The sequence below is a fragment of the Hyphomicrobium sp. genome, from assembly GCF_020852195.1.
Classification (GTDB): Bacteria; Pseudomonadota; Alphaproteobacteria; order Rhizobiales; family Hyphomicrobiaceae; genus Hyphomicrobium_C.
In genome coordinates this window covers 26,880-50,026 of the sequence record NZ_JADZBI010000001.1, presented here as the reverse complement: position 1 = coordinate 50,026, position 23,147 = coordinate 26,880, and the positions used below count along the sequence as shown (strand labels likewise).

Sequence of the window (23,147 nt, the reverse complement as noted above, 5' to 3'; positions counted from 1 at the left end):
TGATCACCAATACAAGCGGAGTTTCGGCGCTGCGCTCGTATTTTTGCGCGATGCAAAATGATCAGACATCGTGCGGATAAATACGCCTAGAAACAAAATTTGGAAATGGGAGAACGTCCAAATGCGAATGCGGTTCATCACATCCGCTTCGGTATTGGCGGTTGGGCTCCTCGCAGCCGGGGTTATACCGGCCGTTGCGCAGGAAGTGCCCAAATCAGCCGACCAGGTTGCGCGGCCGGGCGGCAAGTTGCCGGGCGATCCGAAGATCGCCTTGGTCAAGGTTGCCGAAGGCTTTCTCGATCCGGTAGGCGTCGCATCGGCTCATGACGGCACCGGGCGCATCTTCGTTGTCGAGCGCCAGGGCACCGTCCGGGTCGTGAACAAGGACGGCAAGGTCAACGACAAGCCGTTCCTTGACTTGACCAAGAACAGCCCGCTCGGCAGCGAGGTCCAGACGGGATTCGTCGAGCAAGGGCTGTGGGCTATCGCCTTTCATCCCAAGTTCAAAGAGAACGGCCACTTCTTCGTCAGCTACGCGTCGCTGCCGTTCAACGGCGCCCATATCATCGCGCGCTACACCGTCGATCCGGCTAGCCCGGACGTGGTCTCGGTCGAGCACGCTAATAAGACCGTCAAGGTCATCATGAACATCCCGCAGCCCTACTACAATCACTACGGCGGCGGCATCCAGTTCGGACCCGACGGCAACCTGTACATCGGCAAGGGCGACGCCGGCTGGGAGGGCGATCCGCTCGACGCCGGCCAGCGCAAGGACGTGCTGTGGGGCAAGATGCTCCGCATCAACGTCGATACACCCGATGACGTTGCCTACACGATTCCCAAGGACAACCCGTGGGCCGGTGCCTATCAGGATCGCATGATGACGCTCTTCGGCATTACCGAGGAAGGCTTCTCGAAGATCCACATGGGCGCCCGCGGCGAGTCCTGGGCCTACGGACTGCGCAATCCCTATGCGTTCCACTTCAACGCCAAGACCGGCGACCTGTTCATCGCCGATGTCGGCCAGAACCATCTCGAGGAGATCAACTGGCAGCCTGCCTCCAGCAAGGGTGGCGAGAACTACGGCTGGAAGCACAACATGGGCACCAACTGCCACCCGATGACGGGGCCGGATGACAAATGCCCAATCGTTGGCGTGCTTCCCGCCGCTCAGTATCCGCACCAGGAGCCCTATCCGGGTGCCGAGAAACTGAAGGACGGGTGGGGCTGTTCCGTGATGGGACTCGGCGTTGCCAACTATGCAGGCATGGACGGCGTGTATCTGACGGGCGATTGGTGCTCGGGTCGCGTGTTCGCGACCGGCTGGGACGGCAGCAAGTGGCAGCTCCAGGAGCTCGCCCAGACGGCCCTGCAGTTTACGGCGGGCAACAACGATGAGGACGGCTCGGTGCTTGCCGTCAACTGTAACTGCTTCTACCTCGACGACAAGGGCGCCGCCGCCAACCCGCCGGGCGCGCTTTGGAGGATCGTCGCTGCCGACAAGGTCCCCGAAGGGGCCGAGGTGGCCAAGACCAAGAAGTAGCGAGCAACGTCTCTCATGCACCACGCTGCATGACCCGCGGAAGGCCCTTGCGCAAAAGCGCAGGGGCCTTCCGTCTGCCAGGAACGCACGATCCGTACTCAGATAGGTCTACGCTTCATGATCTCGAATTTCCGGACCCCGTCCGTCAAAGCCGCCGGCTTCGCGGCCCTCATTCTGGTGTCGGCCTCCGCTGCGCCGGCCTTGGCAGACATCGAGTTCCGCCACGCCCTCGACGACTCTCCGCTTGACCTTGCGCCGATCAAGGGCGAGGAAATCACCGATGCCGTGACAGCGTTCCGCAAGGACGGCGTCAACCCGTACAACGGCAACGCGGAGGCCATCACTGCGGGGCAGACGCTGTTCGATGACAACTGCCAGGCCTGCCACGGTGCCGACGGCACCGGCGGTATGGGGCCGAGCCTCGTCGATGAGGTCTTCGTGAACACGCGCGCCAACACCGATGTCGGCGTGTTCGAGATCATCCATTCGGGCGCCTCGGGCGCCATGCGCTCGGTCTCCGAGCGCGGCGTGACGCAGGACCAGATGCTCAAGATCATCGCCTACATACATTCGCTCAAGAAGTAGGCCCGTTCGAGAGACGATGCATCCTACCGTCGTCATCAATATCGTCGGGCTGACGCCGGCCCTTATCGGACGCCACACTCCCAACCTGTCGCGCTTCGCGCAAAAGGGGTGTCAGCGACCTCTGAAGACCATCATGCCGGCTGTTACCTGCTCGGTGCAGTCGACGTTCGTCACCGGATTGCCGCCGCGCGATCACGGCATCGTGGGCAACGGGTGGCTGTTCCGTGACCTGATGGAGGTCTGGCTCTGGCGGCAGTCCAACAGGCTTGTTTCCGGAGAGCGCGTCTGGGATGCGGCCAAGGCCCGCGATGCGCGCTTCACCTCAGCTAACCTTTTCTGGTGGTACGCCATGGCATCCTCGACCGACATATCGGTCACGCCGCGGCCGATCTACAAAGCCGACGGGCGCAAGCTGCCGGATTGCTATTCCGATCCACCGGAGTTGCGCGGGGAGCTCACACGCAAGCTCGGCGCGTTTCCGCTGTTCCGGTTCTGGGGGCCGGCCACGTCGATCGAGTCGAGCCGCTGGATCGCGGAAGCTGCAAAGCACGTACTAGCGACGCGCGATCCGACACTCACGCTCGTTTACCTGCCGCACCTCGACTACGGGCTGCAGCGGCTGGGTCCCGATCATCCCGACATCGCAAAGGATCTTGGGGAGGTCGACGCCGTGGCGGGCGACCTGATCGATGAGGCGCGCGCGCTTGGCCGGCGCGTCATCGTGCTTTCGGAGTACGGCATCGTTGCCGCGAGACGCCCGGTGCATATCAATCGCGCCTTGCGGGAAGCCGGGCTCCTCGCCGTGCGTGATGAAGACGGCGGCGAGATCCTCGACATTCCCCGCTCGCTTGCGTTTGCGCTGGCCGACCACCAAATCGCCCACGTCTACGTGCGCGACGAAGCCGACATTCCTGCGGCGCACGCGGCGATCGAGCGCGTTGAGGGGGTGGCGCACGTCCTCGATCGCGCATCGCAGAAGAGCTGGGAGATCGACCACGAGCGCTCTGGCGAGCTTGTCGCCGTGTCGGAACCCGACGCGTGGTTCACCTACTATTATTGGCTGGACGATCGCCGCGCGCCCGACTTCGCCCGCACGGTCGACATCCACAAGAAGCCGGGCTATGACCCGGCTGAGCTGTTCATCGATCCTGCGATCCGCTGGCCCAAAGCCTCCATAGGGTGGCGGCTCGCTAAGAAGGCGCTCGGCTTCAGAACGCTCATGGACGTCATTCCGCTCGATGCGTCCCTTGTGAAGGGCTCGCACGGCCGGGCCGACAATCCGGAACAGCATGGACCGGTGTTGCTGTCATCGGAGGCGCGCCTCGTTCCGGAGGGCACGATCGACGCGCGGCAGATCAAGGATCTGATGCTCTCGCATATCTTCGACCTGTAGGGAGCAGCGTCTTGCAGACCTCCGACGAAACTGTGGTTCTTGTCGACGCCGACGACCGCGCCATTGGCACGGCCGAAAAACTCGATGCGCATCGCCGCGGACTGCTGCACCGGGCCTTCTCGGTCATCGTTTGGGATTCCCGTGGCCGCCAGCTTCTGCAGAAGCGGGCCGCGTCCAAGTATCATTCGGGTGGCTTGTGGACCAACACGTGCTGCGGGCATCCGCGCCCGGGTGAGCCGGTCGAGAAAGCAGCCTTACGCCGTCTCGGAGAGGAGATGGGCTTCTCCTGCGCGATCGAGTGGCTTGGCGTTGTCCGCTATCAGGCTCGGTTCGACAACGGGCTTGCGGAGCACGAGATCGTGCATGTCTTTCGCGGGCTTTATGACGGGCCGGTTACCCCCGATCTCGCCGAGGCCGAAAGCTATCAATGGTGCGATTTGGACGACATCCGCGACGCCATCGCCGCCGCGCCGAAGTGCTACAGCGTCTGGTTTCGCCAGTATGTGGCCGAGCAGTGGCCCATGGCGCTGGCGCCACCCATCATTCACACTTAGAAAAAGTCTTCCATGATCTTGGTGTGGGCTCGGCGATATGCCTAAGCTGCCCCGCGCACTACGCGAGCGGCAAGCAGCGAGAGTCCAGGAACGGCCAGCGCAGCGACAAAGGCCGTAATGAATCCCGCAGTTCCTTGCATAGAGGCTCCGATGGCAGCGTAGGCTGCTGATATGCCAAGGTTGGCAAGACTTGTGACGACAAGCGTTTTGAAAGCCGGCAGACCCACTACGCCAGCCGCGATCACGGACGCTTCGGCAAGCACGGGGACGGGACGACAGATGGCCAGCATCGCGGCACCGTAACGATTCAGCAGCCCCGCCAGGTAGGCGAAATCCTCGCGCCCCATCCGGCGTTCTGCGAAATCGTGGCCGAACACCCGGCCGAGTAGGAAGCCCAGGGCACAACCGAGGCTCAGTCCAATGGTGCCAGCAACGGTCGCTCCCAACGCCCCGATCAGCCCGCCCATCAGGGAAATGACGATGCTGGACGGGACGGGAAGCACGACGTCGGCGGCCAGGAGCAGGATGCCCGCAGTGATGACCACGATACGCGAGGTCTCGAGCGTCATCACATGCTGCGAAAAGCGGCCGAAAGATTCGCCGAATAGAAGAAAGGGTACGACGACCGCCGCGACCAGAGCGCCGGCGAACATCGCATACTTGACGATGCGTCGCCGAACCGGCGCGCCTGCCTCGTCCCCCGTTGCGGGAAATGCACGACCGCCAGAGGGTGTCGGACCTTCCGACCGCACGGCTTAAAGCTTCGTCCTGAGCTGAGCGAGATCGCGACCCGCAGCGATCAGACGGGTTATCTCGGCTTCGGTAAACACGCGCTCCGCCCTGTTGGCGATGCCAAGTGCTCCAACGACGTCGGCGCCTTCGAAAATAGGGACCACAATCGACCCGGCGAGACCGGTTGCGCGCGCGCCCGGCCGCACATCGCCGCTCGTGTCGGTTTGGATGTTGCAGGCATCGACCGGGGCGCGCCGCTCGACGGCAAGGCCTGCCATGCCCTTACCGACCGGAATTTCCCGTATGATCGTAAGCACGTGCTCCGGCATGCCTGGACTCGCCGCCGCAAGATGCAGGAGGCCGTCGGATTCGAGAAAATGGATTGTGCCGCTATCCGCGCCCATCAACCCGACGATACGCAGCAGTTCTGCGCTGGCCGTCCTATCGGCTTCCATCCCGTGAACCTCCATCGTTCGGCAAGCGCAATGTTATTCTAAAACATAGTATCAGTGCAGTCTTCTGAAGAACGGCACCGGCGAACAATTCAATCGCTTAAGCCACATCCCCAATCCGTCGGATTCAAAAAGAAAAACGGCGGATCGCGAATGTCAGGCGTGTGGTCGCCATGGCGGCACCGGAATACTTTACCCTCACAATTATGTTTGCGAATGGGGGGGGCATGTTCGCTTGGGGCAGGAGGATTGGTGCGCTTGCGTGCACGACGCTGACGATGTCGGCAGCATCGATCGGTGCGTATGCTCAAGAAGGAGCTGACCCGGTCAGCTTGCCGAAGATCGAAGTCACGACGAAGCAATCACCTGCCAAGAAGAAAAAGGCACCTGCTCAGAGTTCTGCGTCGAGCCAGACGTCCCCCGAGCCGCAAGTGGAGACCATACCCGCGACCGAAGAAGCAGGATCGGCCAGCGATGCTATTCGGGCCGATGCGCAGCGCGCGCCTGCCTCGATCAGCGTTCTGACGCGGGAGGAAATCACGGATGCCGGTATTGGATCCGTGCAGGATGCCGGCCGCCGCATTCCGAATGCCATTATCTCCGATCAGGGCTCGCCGCGGTTCACGGTCAACGCCATTCGCGGCATCGGCAGCACGGTCCGGGACGACTACTTCAACAATTCCCTCGGCGTCTATATCGACGGCGTCCCCGCAACGACGGCGGAGTTCAGCCGCCGACTGGGTGACCTGGAAAGCGTGGAGGTGCTGCGCGGCCCCCAAGGCACGCTGTTTGGTCCCAACACGCCGGCCGGCGTCGTCAACATCACGAGCCGTGCCCCGACGGACATCTTTGCAGCCGAGGTGCAGGGCACCATCGGCAACAATGGCCAGCGTGAAACGTCGGCGTTCCTGAGCGGGCCGATAGCCGGCAAGGCGCTGACCGGGCGCATGTTCTTCGACTACGTCGAGCGCGACGGCTTCACCGACTATGCATCCAGCGGCAAGTCGATCGACGACCTTGAAGCGGCAACGGGCTCCGGCAGCATCCAGTTCCGCCCGAACGAACGGCTGACGGCGACCATCAGCGGCTCGCTCGAACACACCGATCAGGGCGCCTACGCCTATCAGCCGTTCGATGTCTACAAGCGGCGCGTCGTCGACATCACGCCGCCGAACGAAGAGGTGCGGGACAGCCAGGCGCTTGCCGCCAACGTCTCCTATGATTTCGGGGCCGTGAAGTTGCGCTCGATCAGCGGCTATCGCGCTTACGACGTCCAATCCGCGCAGGACCTGTCCTACAACCAGATGCTGGCGAGTTTCGGCGGCGGACGCGCAACTTCGGACGAGGACGGCGAGCAGTTCAGTCAGGAGCTGCGGCTGACCGGCAGGTTCGACCCCGTGTTCAACTGGGTCGCCGGAGCGTTCTATCAGAATACGACATTCGACTACGCCTATCTCTTCGACGTGCCGGCGTTCGGTGGGGCATCCCTTACGACATCCGACTACGAGCGTCGGGAGCTTGCCGCCTATGGCGAGGGCACGCTCACCGTCGCACGCAACCTCGATCTCACCGCCGGTGTGCGCGTCACGCAGGAGCGGCATAAGATCGAAACCGGTGTGGGCTTCGCAGGGGAAGAAACCTACACCCTCGTCACGCCGAAGTTCGCGGCCGCCTATCACCTGGACAGTGACCGGCAGATCTACGTCTCGGCGACGCGCGGCGCCCGTTCCGGCGGCTTCAACCGGCTGTCGAGCTCGGCACTCGGGGAGGAATACGATCCGGAGTCTCTCTGGAGCTACGAAGCGGGCCTGAAAACCGAATGGTTCGCGCGCACGCTGACCTTCAACGCCGCCATCTTCTACATCGATTGGACCGACCAACAGATCAGAACGCAAGTCGCCCCGGGCAGCGTCCTGATCGACAACGCCGGCCGCTCCTACAGCGAGGGCTTCGAGCTGGAGGCGAGCTGGCGCCCCATGCAGGGCTTGGAGCTGTCCGGCTTTCTCGGCTTTACGCACGGCGAGTACGAAAAGTACGTCGACCGCTTCGGCGTCGACCTGGCAGGCAACACGCTTGTGAACACGCCGGAGCTGACGGCGGGGCTGGCAGCACAGTATCGCTGGCCGATCGCCAACTCGCCGTTCGTGGGCCTGGTGCGCGGCGAATATCTCTACACCGGCGACCAGTACTTCGATGCTGAGAACCGTCTCGAGCAGGAGGGCTATGGCCTCGTCAATCTGCGGGCCGGCATCGAAACCGACACCTTCTCGGCAGTCGTGTTCGCGAGGAACCTCTTCGATCAGGACTACCGCGTCTACGGATATCGGGACTTCGAAGGAAGCCTGCTCGCCTCCGACATCTCCGTCGCTGGAGAAAGCCGGTTGGTGGGCGTGACGGCCACTTGGCGGTACTGAGCGCATGACTGCAGCCGATGATAGGCCAGTTCCCGCCTGGCGGACGTTGTTGCTGATCGGCACGTTGTACGTCTCGCAGGGCATTCCCATGGGGCTCGGCTTCATCGCCTTGCCCGCCATCTTGAGGACGCTTGGATGGTCTCCCCAGGAGATCGGCTTCCTGGGCGTCATCCTCGTGCCTTGGGCTGTCAAGTTCCTCTGGGCGCCGCTCGTCGACCGGCGCGGAGGCGGATGGCTTGGTGCGCGCCGGAGTTGGATCGCGCCCGCCCAGCTTGCCCTTGTCGCGATCTATCTGCTGCTCGCTGTCCTGCCTACGTCACAACAGTCGCTCTGGACGGTGTTGGGCCTGCTGCTGGCCGCGAATTTCGTCAGCGCCACGCAGGACATCGCCACAGACGGATTGGCCGTGGAGATGCTGCGGGCCACCGAACTCGGTTGGGCGAACGGCCTGCAGATCGGCGGGTTCTCTCTCGGCATGATCATTGGCGGAGCGCTGACCGTGATCGCCTACGAGCACGGCGGGTGGCAAACCTCATTCCTCGTGCTGGCCGTTGCCATGATCCTCACTCTCGTTCCCGTACTGACGACGACCGAGGCCCGTGGAAGCGCCGCCTCACGGCAGGATTCGACGCTCCGATCACTTCCCAGCCTGGCCAACATGCTGCGTAGGCCCGGGGCACGCGCAATGCTCTTCATTGCCGGGACGTTCTATTTCTGCACTACGATGGTTTCGAGCATGAAGGGCCCGTTTCTGGTGGACGCGGGCCTGTCGCTCACCGAGGCGGGTATCGTCGGGGGAACGAGCGCCGCCACGATCTCGATCGCCGGGGCGGGGCTCGGCTCGTTCCTCGTGCATCGGTTCGGCGCGACAAGGACTGCGATATGGGGCGGCGCGGTATCCGTACTGTTGCTCGGCCTATGGCTGATCCCCGCCGTTTCCAAGGCGGTGGATCTCCGGACCGCGATCGCCATCACCCTCGCCATCGGTTTGGCGAGCGGCGCGGCTTACGTCGCGTTCTTCACGATATTCATGGCATGGGCCTCTCCGGATCAATCCGGCACGGATTTCACGGTGCTGCAATGCACGGAGAGCTGGACCAACATTGCCGCATCCGTGCTGGCCGGACAGATCGCAGGGACAATGGGCTTTGCCGCGCTGTTTGCGATTGCGCCGATCCTGGGCCTCGTCCTCATCGCGCTCATCGCCATTCTTCTTTTTCGGCTGGATCACGGCGCGGGCAAGGTCACGCAAGCCGGCACCGCAGATGCAGCTTGTTGAATAGGGAGGTCACATGGTCGATCGAAGCCGCATCGATAGCTTGATTGAATATACGTTGGACAATCGCCTGATCGAGGCGCTCAACGAGTTCTACCACCCCGATGTCATCATGCAGGAAAACTGCCAGCCGTCCCGCGTCGGATTGGCGGCGAGCCTCGAGCGTCAACGCGCCGCCCACGCGATGACGGCCGAGATCCACGAGGTTAAGGCGGCGATCGTGCTCCATGACGGAGACAACGCGGCCATCGAGTGGCATGCTGAGTGGACTATGGTGGGGGGCGCGCGCTTTCGTATCGAGGAGATCGCGCTGCAGCGTTGGAGAGGCGACCGCATCATCCACGAGCGGTTCTTCTATGATCCGGCCGGCTTCTGCAACCCGCCGTTTCCGAGCCCGTCGCAACTCGTCGCGGCCAAGTGAGGAGCGTGCTCCGATAATAGTTGACTACAGTAGTAAAGATAAATAATGCTGTTCGGCATCTGTCCTTGCTCGAGATCATGTGCCGTGGACGAGAACCGTGCGGCCGGCCAGTACGAGACGGTCCGCGTAGCAGATATGACGCTCACATCCGGCCGCAGCCAAGTTCGCCAGGCCGACCGGACGCGTTCGGTAAGCAGCGAAGGCCTTTCGCTCGGCATCCTGATGAATGCGAGCGTCGATGTTGACTTCGACAACCGGCGCCGGGAGCATTTTGCCGCCGCGGACGGCTTCTTGCTCTCCTGCCGCGAGCCCATCGAGATGCTGCATGTCTTCCGAAAGGCGTCCGAGCCTCGGATCGTCTTCTTGCACATTCCGCCGGAGGCGCTGGACAGCTTCGGTTGGGCTGCAAATGTCGTGGGATCGCCGGCTGCGCCCGACGCGATCCTGAGCCTGCGATCGTGGAAGCCCAATTCCTCCCTTTTGACGGTCGCCCAGCAAATCATGGATTGCCGCTATACCGGCTCCGTTCGTGAGCTGTACCTCCAGGGTAAGGCGCTTGAGCTTCTGTCGATGACGCTCAATTCCTTGGATCAAGGCGAATCCACTTCGTCGATGTCGATTGCAAGCAGGACCGAGCGGCTCATCGCGGCACGCGACATTCTCTTGGCCGAGTACAGGACTCCGCCAAGTCTCGATGTTCTGTCGTCCCGCGTGGGCATCTGCACGACAGCGTTGACCTCCGGGTTCCGCGCGATGTTCGGCATGTCCGTCACCGATTTCATCCAAAATCAGCGGCTCGAGCACGCCCGGTTGGCGATCATCGAAGGACGACTTTCGGTGTCGCAAGCCGCCTACAGTGTGGGCCTATCGCCTGCCTACTTCTCCACGATCTTCCGTCGGAGATTCGGTGAGCCTCCCAGCAAAGTCCTCCGGCGCCACCACCGCTAGGCTCCATTCCGAAGTCGAAGAGCGAAGGCTTCACCGACGCCATGACGAAGTTCGGAAGCTATCACAACCTGGACTACGCGCTCTTCTACGACAGCGTACGGCGTAATGCCGTCGAGCGAGTGAATGCATTTGGCCGTCATACGGCGCAACAGTAATGCCTTGGCTCAAACGCTGGTTGGAGGTTAGGTGTTTCGGGAGACGCCTTTGCTCAGCAGATAGATGAGGTACGGCCCCGCGATCAACGAAGCGAGCAGGCTCAGGGGAAGCTCGTAGGGGAATGCGATCCAGCGGGAAAGCCAGTCCGCGACCACAAGAAGGCTTCCTCCGATCAGCACCGATCCCATCAGATGGGTGGAGGCGGCGGACAAGCCGGTCATGCGCGCGATGTGAGGCGCGATGAGACCGACGAAGCTGAGCGGTCCAATAAAGAGTGCGGCCGCCGCGGAGAGGAGGCCGGCGAGCACGATGAGCAGCAGGCGGACCCTGTGCACCTCAATGCCGAGGCCGGCGGAGATTGCGGTGCCAAGGGGTAATGCCGTGAGCCAGCGGATGGTGAAGGCGGTCGGCTATATCAGCACCAAGGCGGCGAGGGCGGCCATCCATGCATCATGCGGCGATGCATCGTGCGTGGTGCCGCTGAGCCAGCGTAGAAGTGCGAAGGAAAGCTGATTCCCCGATGCAACAACGGCAGTCACGACGGCGTTCCCCATTGCGCCGATGGCAATGCCTGCAAGCAGCACGCGCTCGGGACCAATCAACCTGAAAGCGGCCACTGTCATGATGATGGCGATGGCGCCAAGCGCTCCGCAGGCGAGGCCGATGAACTGTGCGGCCAGGCCGGCCATCGGCGACAGACTGAGCACGGCTGCCAACCCGATGCCGGCTCCGCTGCTCACGCCCAGCATTTCAGGACTGGCCAGCGGGTTCCCGGTCATGCGTTGCATGATCGCGCCCGCGGCACCGAGCATGGCGCCGGCCGATGCCGCGATGACAAGGCGTGGAAGGCGCCAGGCGGCGAGGTCGGCGAGCAGGGGGCCGGTTGCAATGTGCCATCCATCGGGGGCACGTCCGACGAGCATTGAGATGGCCGCGGCTATGAGGGCGCCCGCAGCGATGAACGATAGAACCAGCTCCGGGCGGGTGGTGCGGCGGGAGGCCACGGCTGGGTCCGTCAACGACCGCCATTCGTAGATGCGCAATCTCAACAGCATCCACAGCAGCAGCGGGCCTCCGAGAAATGCCGTCGCGGCGCCGGTCGGCACCCATTCGCCTTCTGCGCTCGCCGTCAGTTGCACCAGTCCGTCGGTGAGCCAAAGAATGATCGCGCCGATGAGCGGTGCCGCGATCAGCTTGCTGGAGAAGCGACGCACGCCGCTCAGCTCTGCCAGCGCCGGTGCGGCCAGTCCGACAAAGCCGATGACGCCGATTTCGGCGGCGACGGTCGTGGCCAAAGCCACGGCGAGGGCAATGGCAACGCATCGCCAAAGTGCCGGCGCAATGCCGAGACTTCTTGCGCCGCGATCGTCGAGACCAAGGATCGAAAGCGGTCGCAGCAAGGCAAAAACCGCCAGGACGGCAACCGTCAATTGCTTCAGGAGCGCCGTTGCCGGGCCCCACCCGTTCTGCACCAGCGAGCCGCCGCCCCATATGAACAGCGTGTAAAGGTACTCTCCGTTGGCCAGCACCAGCGTTGCACTGAGGGAAGCCGCGGCGAGCGACACCATCATGCCCGCGAGAACAACCGAGACAGGCTCCAAGCCACGGCGCCACGTCAGGGATAGGAGAAGGGCTACGACGGTGATGCCGCCGCCAAAGGCCACGGCTTCCCGTCCGCCGTGCAGGAGCGAGGGTGCGTAGAGGGCCGCCAGGGCCATCGCGAGATTGGCGCCGGAAAAGATGCCGAGCGTCGAGGGCTCGGCCAGATCGTTGCGCAGAACGCGCTGCAGGATGAGGCCCGACAGGGCGAGGGTCGCGCCCGCCAGCACTGCTGTCGCCGCGCGGGGCAGCGTGCTGTTGAACAGCATGATCCATCTGAGGCCATCGTCGACGCCAGCGGCAACGATGCCGGGAGCGGACCATTGGACCCATATCTTCCATCCAAAGAGCCCGGCGGCCGCAAGTGCCAGGCCCGTCCAGGCGAGGACGGCGCGTCCGTGTCGGTCATTCATGGCGCACGCGGCCCATGTTGCGGATGGCGCCCTCGAACAGCCGCGCAAAGCGGCGCGCCGAGGGGAGGCCGCCGAAATGATTGACCGAAGGAATAACCGCAACCTGGCCCCTCTGGACGGCAGGGAGCGCCTGCCAGATGGCGTTCGAGGCCTGGGTCCGCTGAAACTCGGGAGGCAATGGTGATACGATGACGATCGCCGCGTCCGGTGCCTGGGCGAGCGCTTCAACGCCGACCGGCGCGGCGGCGCTGTAACGCGTGTCGTGTGTCCAGGCGTTGGCGATGCCCAGCCGCTGCATCACCTCTCCAAACATCGAATCGTGACCGAATGCCTGCAGGTGGCGCGTGTCGCCCATCATGATCACGAAGGCACGACGCACTGCGTTGCTGGAAAGCCCCTGACGCAGACGCTCCAGCTCTGCTTCCGTCTCGGCCAAGTAGTGCTGGGCCGCATCGTGGCGTCCCAGCAGCTCGCCCAGGGTTGAGACCGCGTCGACGGCAAGCCGATAGGGCGGCTCGCTCGGCTGATAAACGGGCAGCGAATGGACGGCGGCGATGCGCTCGAACTGGCGTCGTTTCGGCTCATAGAAATTCGAGATCAGGATGATGTCCGGACCAAGGATCCGCAGCAGCTCGTAGTTCGGTGCGCCCCGCAACCCGAGATCGGCGACGCCGGCCGGCACCTCGGGCTCCACGACGATCTTGCGGAACTGAATGAGCTCCGTTGCCGCCATGGGCGTGAGGCCGAGCGCAAGCACCGTTTCCAGGACGGCCCAGTCGATGATGGCGACGCGCCTGGGGCCGGCATGGACCAAGGTTCCCGCTGCCATCGTGCCCGCGGCTCCGGCCAGCAACGCGCGCCGTGAGATCTCGGGAGGCCGGCTCCGCATCAGCGCACATAGCTCATCGGCAAGCCGGTGGACGGATTCGGCACAACTCCCATCTCGATGCCGTAGATCTGTTCGAGAACCGTGCTGGTCACGATCTCGGTGGCTGGCCCGCGTGCGATGAGCCGTCCGCTCTTCAAGGCCAGGATCTCGTCGCAATAGCGCGCCGCCAGATTGACATCGTGCAGGACGATGACGACGCCCATCGCGCGCTCGTAGCTGAGCTCCCGGATCAAGGCCAGGATCTCGACCTGGTGCGCCACGTCGAGCGCCGATGTCGGCTCATCGAGAAGGAGGCAGTTGGTCTCCTGTGCCAGCATCATCGCGAGCCACACACGCTGGCGCTCGCCGCCCGAGAGCGTATCGACGATCCGATCCGCCATCTGCAGGAGATCGGTGCGCCGCAGCGCCTCTTCGGTCTTCTCGGCATCCCTCTCCGTGAAGCGCCCAAGCGGGCCATGCCAGGGGAAGCGCCCGAGCGCGACGAGCTCGCGCACGTTCATGCTGTCGGCAGGGGGCGGGAACTGGGGAAGAAAGGCGACAGAGCGTGCAAATTCGCGTCGGCCGATGGCGGCGATGCTTCTGCCGCGATAGTCCAGCCGTCCGTTCGATGGAGCCTCCTGGCGGGCGAGCAGCCTGAGAAGGGAGCTCTTGCCGGATCCGTTGGGGCCGACGAGTGCGAACATATGCGACGTTTCGAGTGTTGCGGTGAGGCCGTCCAGCACGCGGCGCCCTGAAATTTCGAAGCTCACATCGGCAAGGCGGAAAAGCGGAAAGGCCGCCGCCGAGGAATCGGCGGCGGCGCTTGAGCTCGGGACAATGCTTTCAGCACTACCAGGCAACATGCGACTTCAGTTTTACGACACGGCCTTCGCCATAGCTGCATACGTCCGCGCCCTGGCAGCTTGCCACGTACTTTTCGTCGAAAATATTGGTCACGTTGAGGTCGATGCCCCAGTCTCCCCAGTCGTAGCCGATGCGGGCGTCGAACAGCGTCACGTCGGGCACCTTGAGCGTGTTCTGCTGATCGGCCCAGGACGAGCCGTAATAGCGCACGCCGGCGCCGATCGACACGCCGTCCAGTGCGTTGCCGCGGAACGTGTAGTCGGCAAAGGCCGAGGCCATGACCTCCGGAACGACAAACGGCTGCTTGCCGACGATCGACGCGTCGTTGTCCTTCGTGATCTCGAGGTCGAGCGCCGTGAAGGCCGCCGTGACACGGAGCTGCTCCGTCACGTTGGCCTTGGCCTCGATCTCGAAGCCATGCGAGGTGACCTCGCCGGTCTGCACCTGGAAGTTGATGTTCGCGGGGTTGGCGGTGAGGACGTTCTGCCGGGTCAGGTCGAACCACGAGGCGGTGATGATCGCGTCGAGAAACCGCGGCGCATACTTGAACCCGAATTCATACTGCTGCCCAGTCTCGGGCTGGAAAAGATCGCCCTCCAGCGTGGCTCCGATGACGGGATTGAAGTAGGTCGCGGCGCTGGCATAGGGCGTGAGGCCGTTGGCGAGCGTATAGGCGATGCCCGCTCGCCCGGATGCTTCCCCGGCGTCGCTCTTCGCGGGTGCGCCTAGGAAACCCGGCGGCGAATAGAAGTTCGGGCGGTCATGCACCTCCGTCGATACCCAGTCGTAACGGCCATTGAGCGTGACGAGCCAGCCGCCGCCGAAGCGGATCTGATCCTGGATGTAGGTTCCGATCTGCTCCTGCGTAAGATCCTGGTTGAGGTAGCTCACGCGCGGCGACTGCGGCACGCCGTAGACAGGGTTGACGACATTGATCGGAGTCGCGGGATCCATCCAATACGCCGATGACTGCACCTGATCGATGTTGAAGTACTTGTAGTCTACGCCAGCCAGAATCGTGTGCTCGGCGAACAGACCACGCGTTCTCCATTCGACCTGATTGTCGATGAGAAACGTCGATACGGTTGTGTCATGGCCGAAGTTGACGCGGAAAAGCTCCTCAGCCGAGACGTAGCCAAACGGATAAAGTTGAACTTCCTTCACATCGGCGGCGCTATAGCGCGCGTTCTGCCGCACGATCAGGTCGTCGGTGAGCTTGTGCTCCAACTCGTAGCCGATCGATCCTTGCTCGCGCTCGTAGGTGTCGAGGTCGGGCTCTGTGGGGTTGAAGTCGCGCCGAATGCGTCCGAAGGAGGCCGGCACGACGGTGCCCACATACGGCAGAAAGCTGCCGCCGCCGTGGATCTCGTCGATGTGGCTGTAGTTGGCGAGTAGCGTGAAGCTGGTCTGGTCATCAGACCATCGCAGCGTGGGAGAGATGAAGCCGCGGAAGCCGTCGTCCTGGAAATCGCTGTAGCCGTCGCCGCCGGCAATGCGGCCGGTGACGCGATAGTCGAGGGTGGAGGTCGCCCGATCTCCGATGTCGAAGCCAAGGTAGGCGTTGCCCACATCGTTGATGCCGGCTTCCAGGTAGCGCAATCGTTCGCCCGTGGGTCGCTTGCTCACGTAGTTGACGATGCCGCCCGGATTGCTGCCGCCATAGAGGACCGATGCAGGCCCCTTGAGGACCTAGATCCGCTCGAGGGCGAACGAGTCGACGTAGAACGAGCCGAAAGCATGATTGTAGAGCTGCAGTCCATCCAGGTAGATGCCCTTTTGTGTCGCGTCGAACCCGCGGATGAAGAGCCAGTTCATATCGGTATCCGCACCGAACGGTTGCGCGAACACGCCGGAGGTGTAGCGCAGGGCCTCGTCGGCCTTCTGGGCACCCTGAGTGTCGATCTCGTCGCGCCCGACGACCGAAACGAACTGTGGAATGTCCTTGATGGCTGTCGGCGACTTGGATCCGGTCGTCGTATCTGTTCCGACGAAGCCGTTGACGGCTCCGGTGGCCGATGTCGTGCTCGGACCCCGTGGGGCCTCTGACGGCGCTTGCGGTGTGGGTGCCGATTGTGCGGCGGCCGGCGGGGACTTCTTCTTCGCGTTTTTCTTGGCGGACTTGGGCTGCGTACCGGTGACAGTGACCGGTTCTAGCTCGGTCGGTCCCTCGGCATTTTGCGCTGACGCGGCCAGCGGCAGCATCAATACTGCCATCGCGGCGGTGCCGCCCGCGCGCGTCGCTCGGTTGAGAGCACTATTCCCCATTGCAATCCCCACAGTTTCGGTAGCTGGCCGCGCCAGAGCCGGCACGGCTACGCTCGGAGTAAGTTGATTGGATAAATCAAGTTTGATTGGGGAGATTGAACGATCTCGGCCGGATTTGAACGGATTGGCGTGGAAAGCGGTGTGTATCCGCCACACTGCGAGGTTATTTACCGCGCAGCGCACACTGCCGTGCCCAATAGGCGGGCGTCAGTCCGGTGATGCGCTTGAACACGCGGGTCAGATGCGCCTGGTCGGCGAATCCTGCGGCCGTTGCGATCTCGGTCAGCGGCCAATCGTGCACCGACAGGAACTCCTGCACCTTCCTTACCCTGATCTCCTGGAGCCGCGCGTGAGGCGGCATCCCGACGGTCTCCTTGAATGCACGGCTGAACTGGATCTGGGAAAGACCGGTGAGCGCCGCCATCTCGCTGAGCCTGATAGGCTCGTTATAGTTGTCCTCCATGAAGTCCATGACCAGCCGTAACTGCTGCTCGGACAACCTGGGACGGTGGCGCCCCTTCGTTTTTCTCACCTCGAAGAGCTTGGCGACGAGGGCCGTGGCGAGACTGTCGCCGTAAAGGCTGTGCAGCGGGTCCGGATTCATGCATTCGGCGGCGATGAGTTGGCAGATTGCCAGCAAGTGCTCATCCTGAAAGAGTAGTCTGAGCTCGCCGAGGCGCTGCTCGTCGAGAGCGGCGCCGAACTGGCGCCGCAGCGCCTCGACGTCGAAATGCAGATCGAGATGACGCACATACGAGATGCCGTAGGAGCGACTGCGGAGGAACCTTCCTGCCGGGACATAGGTGATGGAAGAAGAGAAAACGCGGTGCGCGCCCGGAGCGTCCAGGTTGAAGCTGCCGTCGCCGCGCATCTGGAGCGCCACGAACAGGCGCGGATCGGGTGATTCGTACTCGCCTTCCGCGTCTTGGCAGCGGACCTGCCAGACATCGGCTACAATCCCATTCCACGTTCGGTGAAGGGCATTGATGACCGAGATCCCCTTGAGGCTGCTCTTCATGCGAGGATGAAAGGTCATCGGAGGCCCCTCTCGATGGGCTGCCCAGGGAACAAGGCTGTCGGGAAAAAACTATACTAATTGTGTAAAGAATATCAACGGTTGACTGTCTGGCCCTCGAAAAACTTCAGGGACTATAAGATCTTCTGATCGTGCGGGGGCTGTCACGACCTGATCGGAGCCGAGGTAGTGCTCGCCCAGGCTGGAACGTCCGATCGTCGGAACCGCGTCGGTGCTCGAGAGCTATCCGAACGGCAGCGCGGGATTGAGGGGGCGGAGATTCGGAGGGCTCCGGACTCAACACCGGCCGCGCAAGCGATTAACCCGCGTCAGGGCTCGAACGGCGATCGAGCTCGGCCCGCATTCGTTCCACGTCGAGTGCTCCCTCCAACTTGGCGACGACTACCGTTGCCACGCCGTTGCCCACGAGATTGGTCAAGGCCCTCGCTTCCGACATGAAGCGATCGATGCCGAGGATGATCGCCATCGCATGAACATCGATCGTGCCGGTGGATGCGAGCGTGGCTGCAAGCACAATAAAGCCAGAGCCCGTCACGCCGGCTGCGCCCTTCGATGTCAGAAGAAGGATTCCGAGGATTCCGAGCTGCTGTGCCAGAGACAGATCGACGTTGGTGGCTTGGGCCAGGAACAGGGTGGCCATCGTCAGATATATGCAAGTGCCATCGAGGTTGAACGAGTAGCCCGTGGGGATGACGAGTCCGACGACGGACTCGTCGCAGCCCAGACGCTTCATGCGCGTGATCATCCTGGGGAGCACGGACTCGGAGGATGACGTGCCGAGGACAATGAGCAGCTCGTCCTTGATGTACCGGATGAATTTGAAAATGTTGAAGCCGGCGAACTTGGCGATGGTGCCGAGCACGAGGAAGATGAAGATCAGGCACGTCAGATAGAACGTTGCCATGAGCGTCGCGAGCGAGCCGAGAGTCTCGACACCGTATTTTCCGATCGTGAATGCCATGGCGCCGAACGCTCCGATCGGCGCCGCCCGCATGATGATGCCGACGATACCGAAGAAGACGTGCGAGGCCTGATCCACGAGGTCGAGGATCAGCTTGCCGCGCTGACCCAAGCCCTGAAGCGCGAAAGCGAACAGAATCGCAAACAGCAGAACCTGAAGGATGTTGCCGTCGACGAACGCGCTGACGACAGTTCTCGGGATGATGTCGAGAAGGAACTCGATGGTGCTTTGCCCTTCAGCTTTCGTCACGTAGCTCGAGACGGCGGCTCCGTCGAGCTTGCTGGGGTCGATGTTCATGCCGTCACCCGGGCGGATGACGTTGGAGACGACAAGGCCGATGATGAGCGCAAGCGTGGTCACGATCTCGAAATAGATGAGCGCCTTGATGCCGGTGCTCCCGACGGCTCTGAGGTTCGACATGGACGCTATGCCATGCACCACCGTACAGAAAATCACCGGGACTATGATCATCTTGATCAGCTTGATGAAGCCGTCGCCGAGCGGCTTCATTGCGACGCCAATGTCGGGATAGAAGTGGCCGAGGAGCACGCCGATCACGATCGCCGTCAGCACCTGCACGTAAAGCTGCGTGTAGAACGGCCGCTTGACAGAGGCTTCAGGCAAAGAAGCGCCTGCAGTCGTTGTCTGCAACATGGGTCCCCACCTCCCTAGGCGAAAATTTTTCCTCGAGTATAGGCCCGTTGTCGTATGGCGCAGAGCGTCTTTCACCGGATCATGCTCACGCAGATGGCGACTCATGCGTTGAAGCTTTGATCTCTTTTGCTCTCTGCATGGATCGCGACGGCAACCGGCTCGGTGGCCTGCGTGCGGACCAGTCAACGTTAATGTGGGAGCGCTGGCGCGAAACCTGTTGGAGCAAGACCTCGAATGCAGCAAGTTGGCGCCGAATGCTTCACCGCATCGGGGCGACGGAAATGAATCTAAAGGCGCTTCGCGCTTTCCAACTGATAGTCGAGGGAGGATCGCTTACGGCGGCCTCGAACGCCCTTGGCCTCAGCCAGCCGGCGGTGAGCCGCCTCGTCGCGCTGCTCGAGGAAGAGCTCGACCTTCTTCTTTTCGACCGTTCGGGCCGGGCACTCCGCGTCACAAAGAACGGGGAGGCCTTCTATATTGCCACCCGTCACATTCTCGCGGGCTTGGGCGAGATTCCGCGCATCGCCAAGGACATCCAGACAAGCGAAAAACAGCTCAAGATCATCACCACGCCGCGCATTGCACAAGGACTGGTGTCTCCCGCCGTTGCGCTTCTGCGCCGGGAGAATCCGAAGCTCCGTTGCGCCGTCGACGTTCTGTCTCGGTTCGATCTGGACAGCCTGGCGGGGTTGCGGCGGTTCGATCTTGCGATTGCATCGCTGCCCGTCACGCACGCACTTGTCGAGCTCAAGAACCATCCGATGTTCAAAGTGCGGCTCGAAGCGGTGATGCGGAAAGACCATCCCCTTGCCGCCCGACGGCGCGTGAGCGCTGTGGATCTGGCGGGAGAAGACCTGCTCGGGCTCTGGGAGGATCAGATCTGGCGTCAACAGATGAACGACTACATGCGCTCCAGCGGCGAGACCGGGCGCTATGTCGTCGAAACGCGTTCATCCCTGATGGCCTGCCAGTTGGCCAGTGATGGCGCCGGCATCGCGGTGTTCGATCGGCTGAGCGCGCGGGGCCTTGATCTCAGCGAGGTCATATTTCGGCCGCTGGACCCCGAGCGCTGGATCTCGTTCGGATATGTGCATCACAGGGATCAGACGCCGTCCTCGAACGCCAGGGTTTTGATCCAGTGCCTGCAACGCACGCTGACCGAATTCAAGAACCAGAGTCCGGATCATTTCGCGTCCGTTGAATTCATCTCGAATGATCGGGAAGAGTAGCCAAATCCACTCCACGCATTCATCCGCATGCCGCTGGATATGAGGACGCGACGCAACACGGAGAAAAATTCCGAAGCCTCGTTGCGATTGTTGAGCCTTTCTATAGCATTGAAATACAATAATATTGTCTGCATTGTTGCAGATTCCTGAATGACTCTTCCGGTATTTCGTATCCTGTTTTGGAACTTTCATCGGCAAACTCCCGCCCAATGCCGCGCGACTGAACGGGCACAAGCGCGGCGCATAAATGTGTTGGGGGTTGGGAATGCTGCGTGCCGTTCATGGTGGGCAAAACGACGATTGTCCAAAGCTCAAATATCTTGTCTCCAGGTCTAGCGCACCTTGGGCGATCCTATCTGCCGCGGTGCTGCTCGCGCTGTCCTTTCCAATGTCGCCAGCCGTCGCGGACGGGGACGACGAGCGGGACACGGGCGGCTTCGAGGAGGACAGCTCCGTAACTGGGGGGAGCGAGGATGATGACGCGGGGCCGCGTGTCACGAGATCCCGGGAGCAGAGCGTTCTCACAATCGAAGGCCTGATCTACCGCCGCGAGGATCTGCCCGAGTTTCCGTTCACCGCACTTGGAGACAGCCCGCCGGCGGCGACAAGGTTTGTTCCGTTCAACTCCTCCGAGCTCAAAGGCGAGGACTATACGGCCGGACTGCGCGGCACGCTGCAGGGCACGATCTTCGACCAGCCGGTCGAGTTCTCCGCCTTCTATATGAATCCGATCGGATTGGAGCAGACAAAGCTGGACCTGAACCAGGGGACCGGAACCAATACCGATGCCGTCTATGACGACGGACCGGGAGCCGACATCACCTCCACCAACTCGGACAACATCTTCGGGATGACGGTGCATCACGAGACGAAGCTGTTCGGCGCCGAGGCAAATGTCGTGCGCCCGTTCGGCATTCCGGGGCTGCTGATCGGCGCGCGCGGCATCTATTTCGGGGAGCAGCTCTCGTCGACCACCATGGACCAGGCCGACGACGTGCCGTGGCTCGGATCCGACAATCAGCGCGACCACGTCAGCATCCGCACGGACAACTACCTGCTCGGCATGCAGATCGGTTTGCAGCACATGTTCGATGTCGGCGACTTCGTTCGTATCGGCGGAAGCGTCAAAGGGGGATTTTACAATAACTTCGTCGACCGCAACCGGACATACGTCTCCGAGAACCGTCCGGACCTCAGAAGTTTCGACACGTCCCACAGCGCGAGCGTCTTTGCGCAAGGGCTCGAGATCAATCCCCGGCTCGAACTCAAGCTGACCGACAACGTCTTTCTCACGGCTTCCGGCTCGTTCCTGTGGCTGAACAACGTCAGCACGCCTCTCCAGCATTTCGCTAGCGTCGAAGACATCGATGGCAACCGCGACGTGGGCGCGAAGGACGACGTGTTCTTCTACGGCGGCACCGTCGGCTTGACGTTCCTGCTCGACCCTCCCTCGCCCTCCAAGGGAGCGCTGACGCCGATCGTGCCGGACACGTCGCCCGCGACGATCGGGGATATTGAAGATCGGATCGCAGAGCTGGAGGAAATGGAGGCGAGAAAAGGCAATCGCAATGTCTCGCTGACAGTCTCCGGCCACATCAATCGCATGCTCTTGGCGTGGGACGACGGGGCTGACAAGGATGTCTACGTCGTGGACAACACCGCGTCCCGGAGCCGCCTGGAGTTCAAGGGGGCCGCCAGGATCGCGCGCGGCTGGAGCGCCGGCTACATCCTCTCGCTCGGGCTCGATGACAAGGCGGCCAACGACGTCGACCAGCTCAATCAGTCCGGAGAAGGGCAGATCGAGCAACGAGAAGCCGCATGGTGGATGAGGAGCAACAGCCTTGGAACGGTGACCGTCGGTCACACCTCGCCGGCGACGGACAACATCATTCTCAAGGACGTCGGAGGCATCATGCCGGGCGCCGCAAACATTGCGACGATCGGCGGGAGTTTCTACCTGAGGCGCGCGGATTCGTACGAGCAGGGAGACGGCGCCCTCGTCATCTCGGGTGCCTTCACCACGACGCTGAATGACATTTCCGCTGGAGCGAGCGTGGACACCTTGCGGCGCGACGTCGTGCGCTACGACGCGCCCCGCATCTCCGGCCAATGGGGAAATGTGGACATGGCCGTGGCCTGGGGCGAGGACGACTTCTACGATTTCGCGGCCGAGTACGGCATCAACTACAACGATTGGAAGTTCCGCTTCGGTGCCGGCTATCTGCGCGACACGGACGAGAACGGTCGTCCGAACAGCCGGCGCGACCGTGAGGAATACAAGGGCTCGGCGAGCCTGCTTCATATTCCGAGCGGGCTATTTGGAACAGCCGCATACGTGCGCCGGGAGTTCCATGGCTTCGATGAGTCGGCGCAAGCGGTTTTCGGAGAGAACACGGTCGGCCTTGTCACGCCGGCGGGCAGCAACCGTCCTCCAATCGACTACCTCTACACGGCCTTCGGCTTGCGACGGGATTTCTGGTCGTTTGGCGACACATCCATCTACGGCGAGTTCGCCCAGGTGGACGACGCCATCACGGGCCTGCGCGAGGCGGATCTCCGCGAGGTCACGGACAGCCGGCTGCAAATGATCGGTGCGGCCATCTCGCAGGATATCGATGCCGCCGGCATGGATGTGTACGCGGGCTTCCGCTACTACACCTTCGACACGGAAGGCGTTCAGTTCCGGACCACTACGGGAGTTACCGGGCCGAGCCCCGTGCCTCTCACCGACCTCATGATCGGCTACGCCGGTACCCGCATCAAGTTCTGATCGTGGAGGCGATG

The 23,147-nt window shown here is 62.5% G+C and carries 17 protein-coding genes and 2 pseudogenes; 10 read left to right on the top strand and 9 right to left on the bottom strand.

The window, feature by feature from the left end; genetic code table 11:
* Positions 1–205 precede the first annotated feature (205 nt).
* The 4 genes from IT540_RS00245 (at position 206) to idi (ending at position 4,075) form a co-directional block, all read left to right on the top strand.
* Positions 206–1,543 carry a PQQ-dependent sugar dehydrogenase gene (locus IT540_RS00245; RefSeq protein WP_291171666.1) on the top strand — a complete coding sequence of 446 codons (1,338 nt, stop codon included), beginning with the start codon at positions 206–208 and terminating at the stop codon, positions 1,541–1,543.
* 117 nt (positions 1,544–1,660) lie between these two features.
* Positions 1,661–2,128 (top strand): c-type cytochrome, encoded by a 468-nt coding sequence (locus IT540_RS00240; RefSeq protein ID WP_291171663.1) that lies wholly within the window; start codon positions 1,661–1,663, stop codon positions 2,126–2,128.
* 16 nt (positions 2,129–2,144) lie between these two features.
* Positions 2,145–3,521, top strand: coding sequence for an alkaline phosphatase family protein (locus tag IT540_RS00235; protein WP_291171658.1), 1,377 nt, complete (start codon positions 2,145–2,147; stop codon positions 3,519–3,521).
* Between the two features lie 11 nt (positions 3,522–3,532).
* Entirely contained in the window at positions 3,533–4,075 is a 543-nt protein-coding gene (gene idi / locus IT540_RS00230; protein WP_291171656.1) for an isopentenyl-diphosphate Delta-isomerase, read from the top strand.
* A 41-nt stretch (positions 4,076–4,116) separates the two neighbouring features.
* On the opposite strand, the gene IT540_RS00225 is transcribed toward idi, so the two are convergent.
* The gene (locus tag IT540_RS00225) at positions 4,117–4,728 is read right to left on the bottom strand and encodes a VTT domain-containing protein (RefSeq protein WP_291171653.1); all 612 of its coding nucleotides are present in this window, start codon (positions 4,726–4,728) and stop codon (positions 4,117–4,119) included.
* 102 nt (positions 4,729–4,830) lie between these two features.
* Complete coding sequence (locus IT540_RS00220) at positions 4,831–5,262, bottom strand: GAF domain-containing protein (protein ID WP_291171650.1); 432 nt, start codon at positions 5,260–5,262, stop codon at positions 4,831–4,833.
* Between the two features lie 329 nt (positions 5,263–5,591).
* Between IT540_RS00220 and IT540_RS00215 the strand changes: the two genes are divergently transcribed.
* From IT540_RS00215 to IT540_RS00200, 4 genes are all read left to right on the top strand, one after another.
* The gene (locus IT540_RS00215; protein WP_291171647.1) at positions 5,592–7,673 is read left to right on the top strand and encodes a TonB-dependent receptor; all 2,082 of its coding nucleotides are present in this window, start codon (positions 5,592–5,594) and stop codon (positions 7,671–7,673) included.
* Positions 7,674–7,677: 4 nt separating this feature from the next.
* Positions 7,678–8,952 carry an MFS transporter gene (locus IT540_RS00210; protein ID WP_291171644.1) on the top strand — a complete coding sequence of 425 codons (1,275 nt, stop codon included), beginning with the start codon at positions 7,678–7,680 and terminating at the stop codon, positions 8,950–8,952.
* Positions 8,953–8,965: 13 nt separating this feature from the next.
* Positions 8,966–9,370: a nuclear transport factor 2 family protein gene (locus IT540_RS00205; protein ID WP_291171641.1), complete on the top strand. Its 405-nt coding sequence runs from the start codon at positions 8,966–8,968 to the stop codon at positions 9,368–9,370.
* 84 nt (positions 9,371–9,454) lie between these two features.
* Complete coding sequence (locus IT540_RS00200; protein WP_291171638.1) at positions 9,455–10,318, top strand: AraC family transcriptional regulator; 864 nt, start codon at positions 9,455–9,457, stop codon at positions 10,316–10,318.
* A 182-nt stretch (positions 10,319–10,500) separates the two neighbouring features.
* Here IT540_RS00200 and fhuB read toward each other — a convergent pair.
* From fhuB to IT540_RS00165, 7 genes and pseudogenes are all read right to left on the bottom strand, one after another.
* Positions 10,501–12,486 (bottom strand): annotated as a pseudogene (fhuB, locus tag IT540_RS00195) (Fe(3+)-hydroxamate ABC transporter permease FhuB).
* A complete protein-coding gene (locus tag IT540_RS00190) occupies positions 12,479–13,315 on the bottom strand; it encodes an ABC transporter substrate-binding protein (protein WP_291171635.1) in 837 nt (278 codons plus the stop codon). The pseudogene fhuB and the gene IT540_RS00190 overlap by 8 nt, the downstream one beginning before the upstream one ends.
* A 59-nt stretch (positions 13,316–13,374) precedes the next feature.
* Positions 13,375–14,217: an ATP-binding cassette domain-containing protein gene (locus tag IT540_RS00185; protein WP_291171632.1), complete on the bottom strand. Its 843-nt coding sequence runs from the start codon at positions 14,215–14,217 to the stop codon at positions 13,375–13,377.
* A pseudogene (locus tag IT540_RS00180) lies at positions 14,204–15,895 on the bottom strand (TonB-dependent siderophore receptor); the annotation flags it as partial. The gene IT540_RS00185 and the pseudogene IT540_RS00180, both read right to left, overlap by 14 nt.
* Positions 15,896–15,907: 12 nt before the next feature.
* A complete protein-coding gene (locus IT540_RS00175) occupies positions 15,908–16,483 on the bottom strand; it encodes a TonB-dependent receptor plug domain-containing protein (protein WP_291171629.1) in 576 nt (191 codons plus the stop codon).
* Between the two features lie 163 nt (positions 16,484–16,646).
* Positions 16,647–17,519, bottom strand: a complete 873-nt coding sequence (locus IT540_RS00170) for an AraC family transcriptional regulator (protein ID WP_291171626.1) — start codon at positions 17,517–17,519, stop codon at positions 16,647–16,649.
* Between the two features lie 298 nt (positions 17,520–17,817).
* Positions 17,818–19,134 carry a dicarboxylate/amino acid:cation symporter gene (locus IT540_RS00165; protein ID WP_291171624.1) on the bottom strand — a complete coding sequence of 439 codons (1,317 nt, stop codon included), beginning with the start codon at positions 19,132–19,134 and terminating at the stop codon, positions 17,818–17,820.
* 137 nt (positions 19,135–19,271) lie between these two features.
* Between IT540_RS00165 and IT540_RS00160 the strand changes: the two genes are divergently transcribed.
* The gene (locus IT540_RS00160; protein ID WP_291171621.1) at positions 19,272–20,363 is read left to right on the top strand and encodes a LysR family transcriptional regulator; all 1,092 of its coding nucleotides are present in this window, start codon (positions 19,272–19,274) and stop codon (positions 20,361–20,363) included.
* Positions 20,364–20,751: 388 nt separating this feature from the next.
* Positions 20,752–23,133: a hypothetical protein gene (locus tag IT540_RS00155; protein ID WP_291171618.1), complete on the top strand. Its 2,382-nt coding sequence runs from the start codon at positions 20,752–20,754 to the stop codon at positions 23,131–23,133.
* The last annotated feature ends 14 nt before the right edge of the window (positions 23,134–23,147 follow it).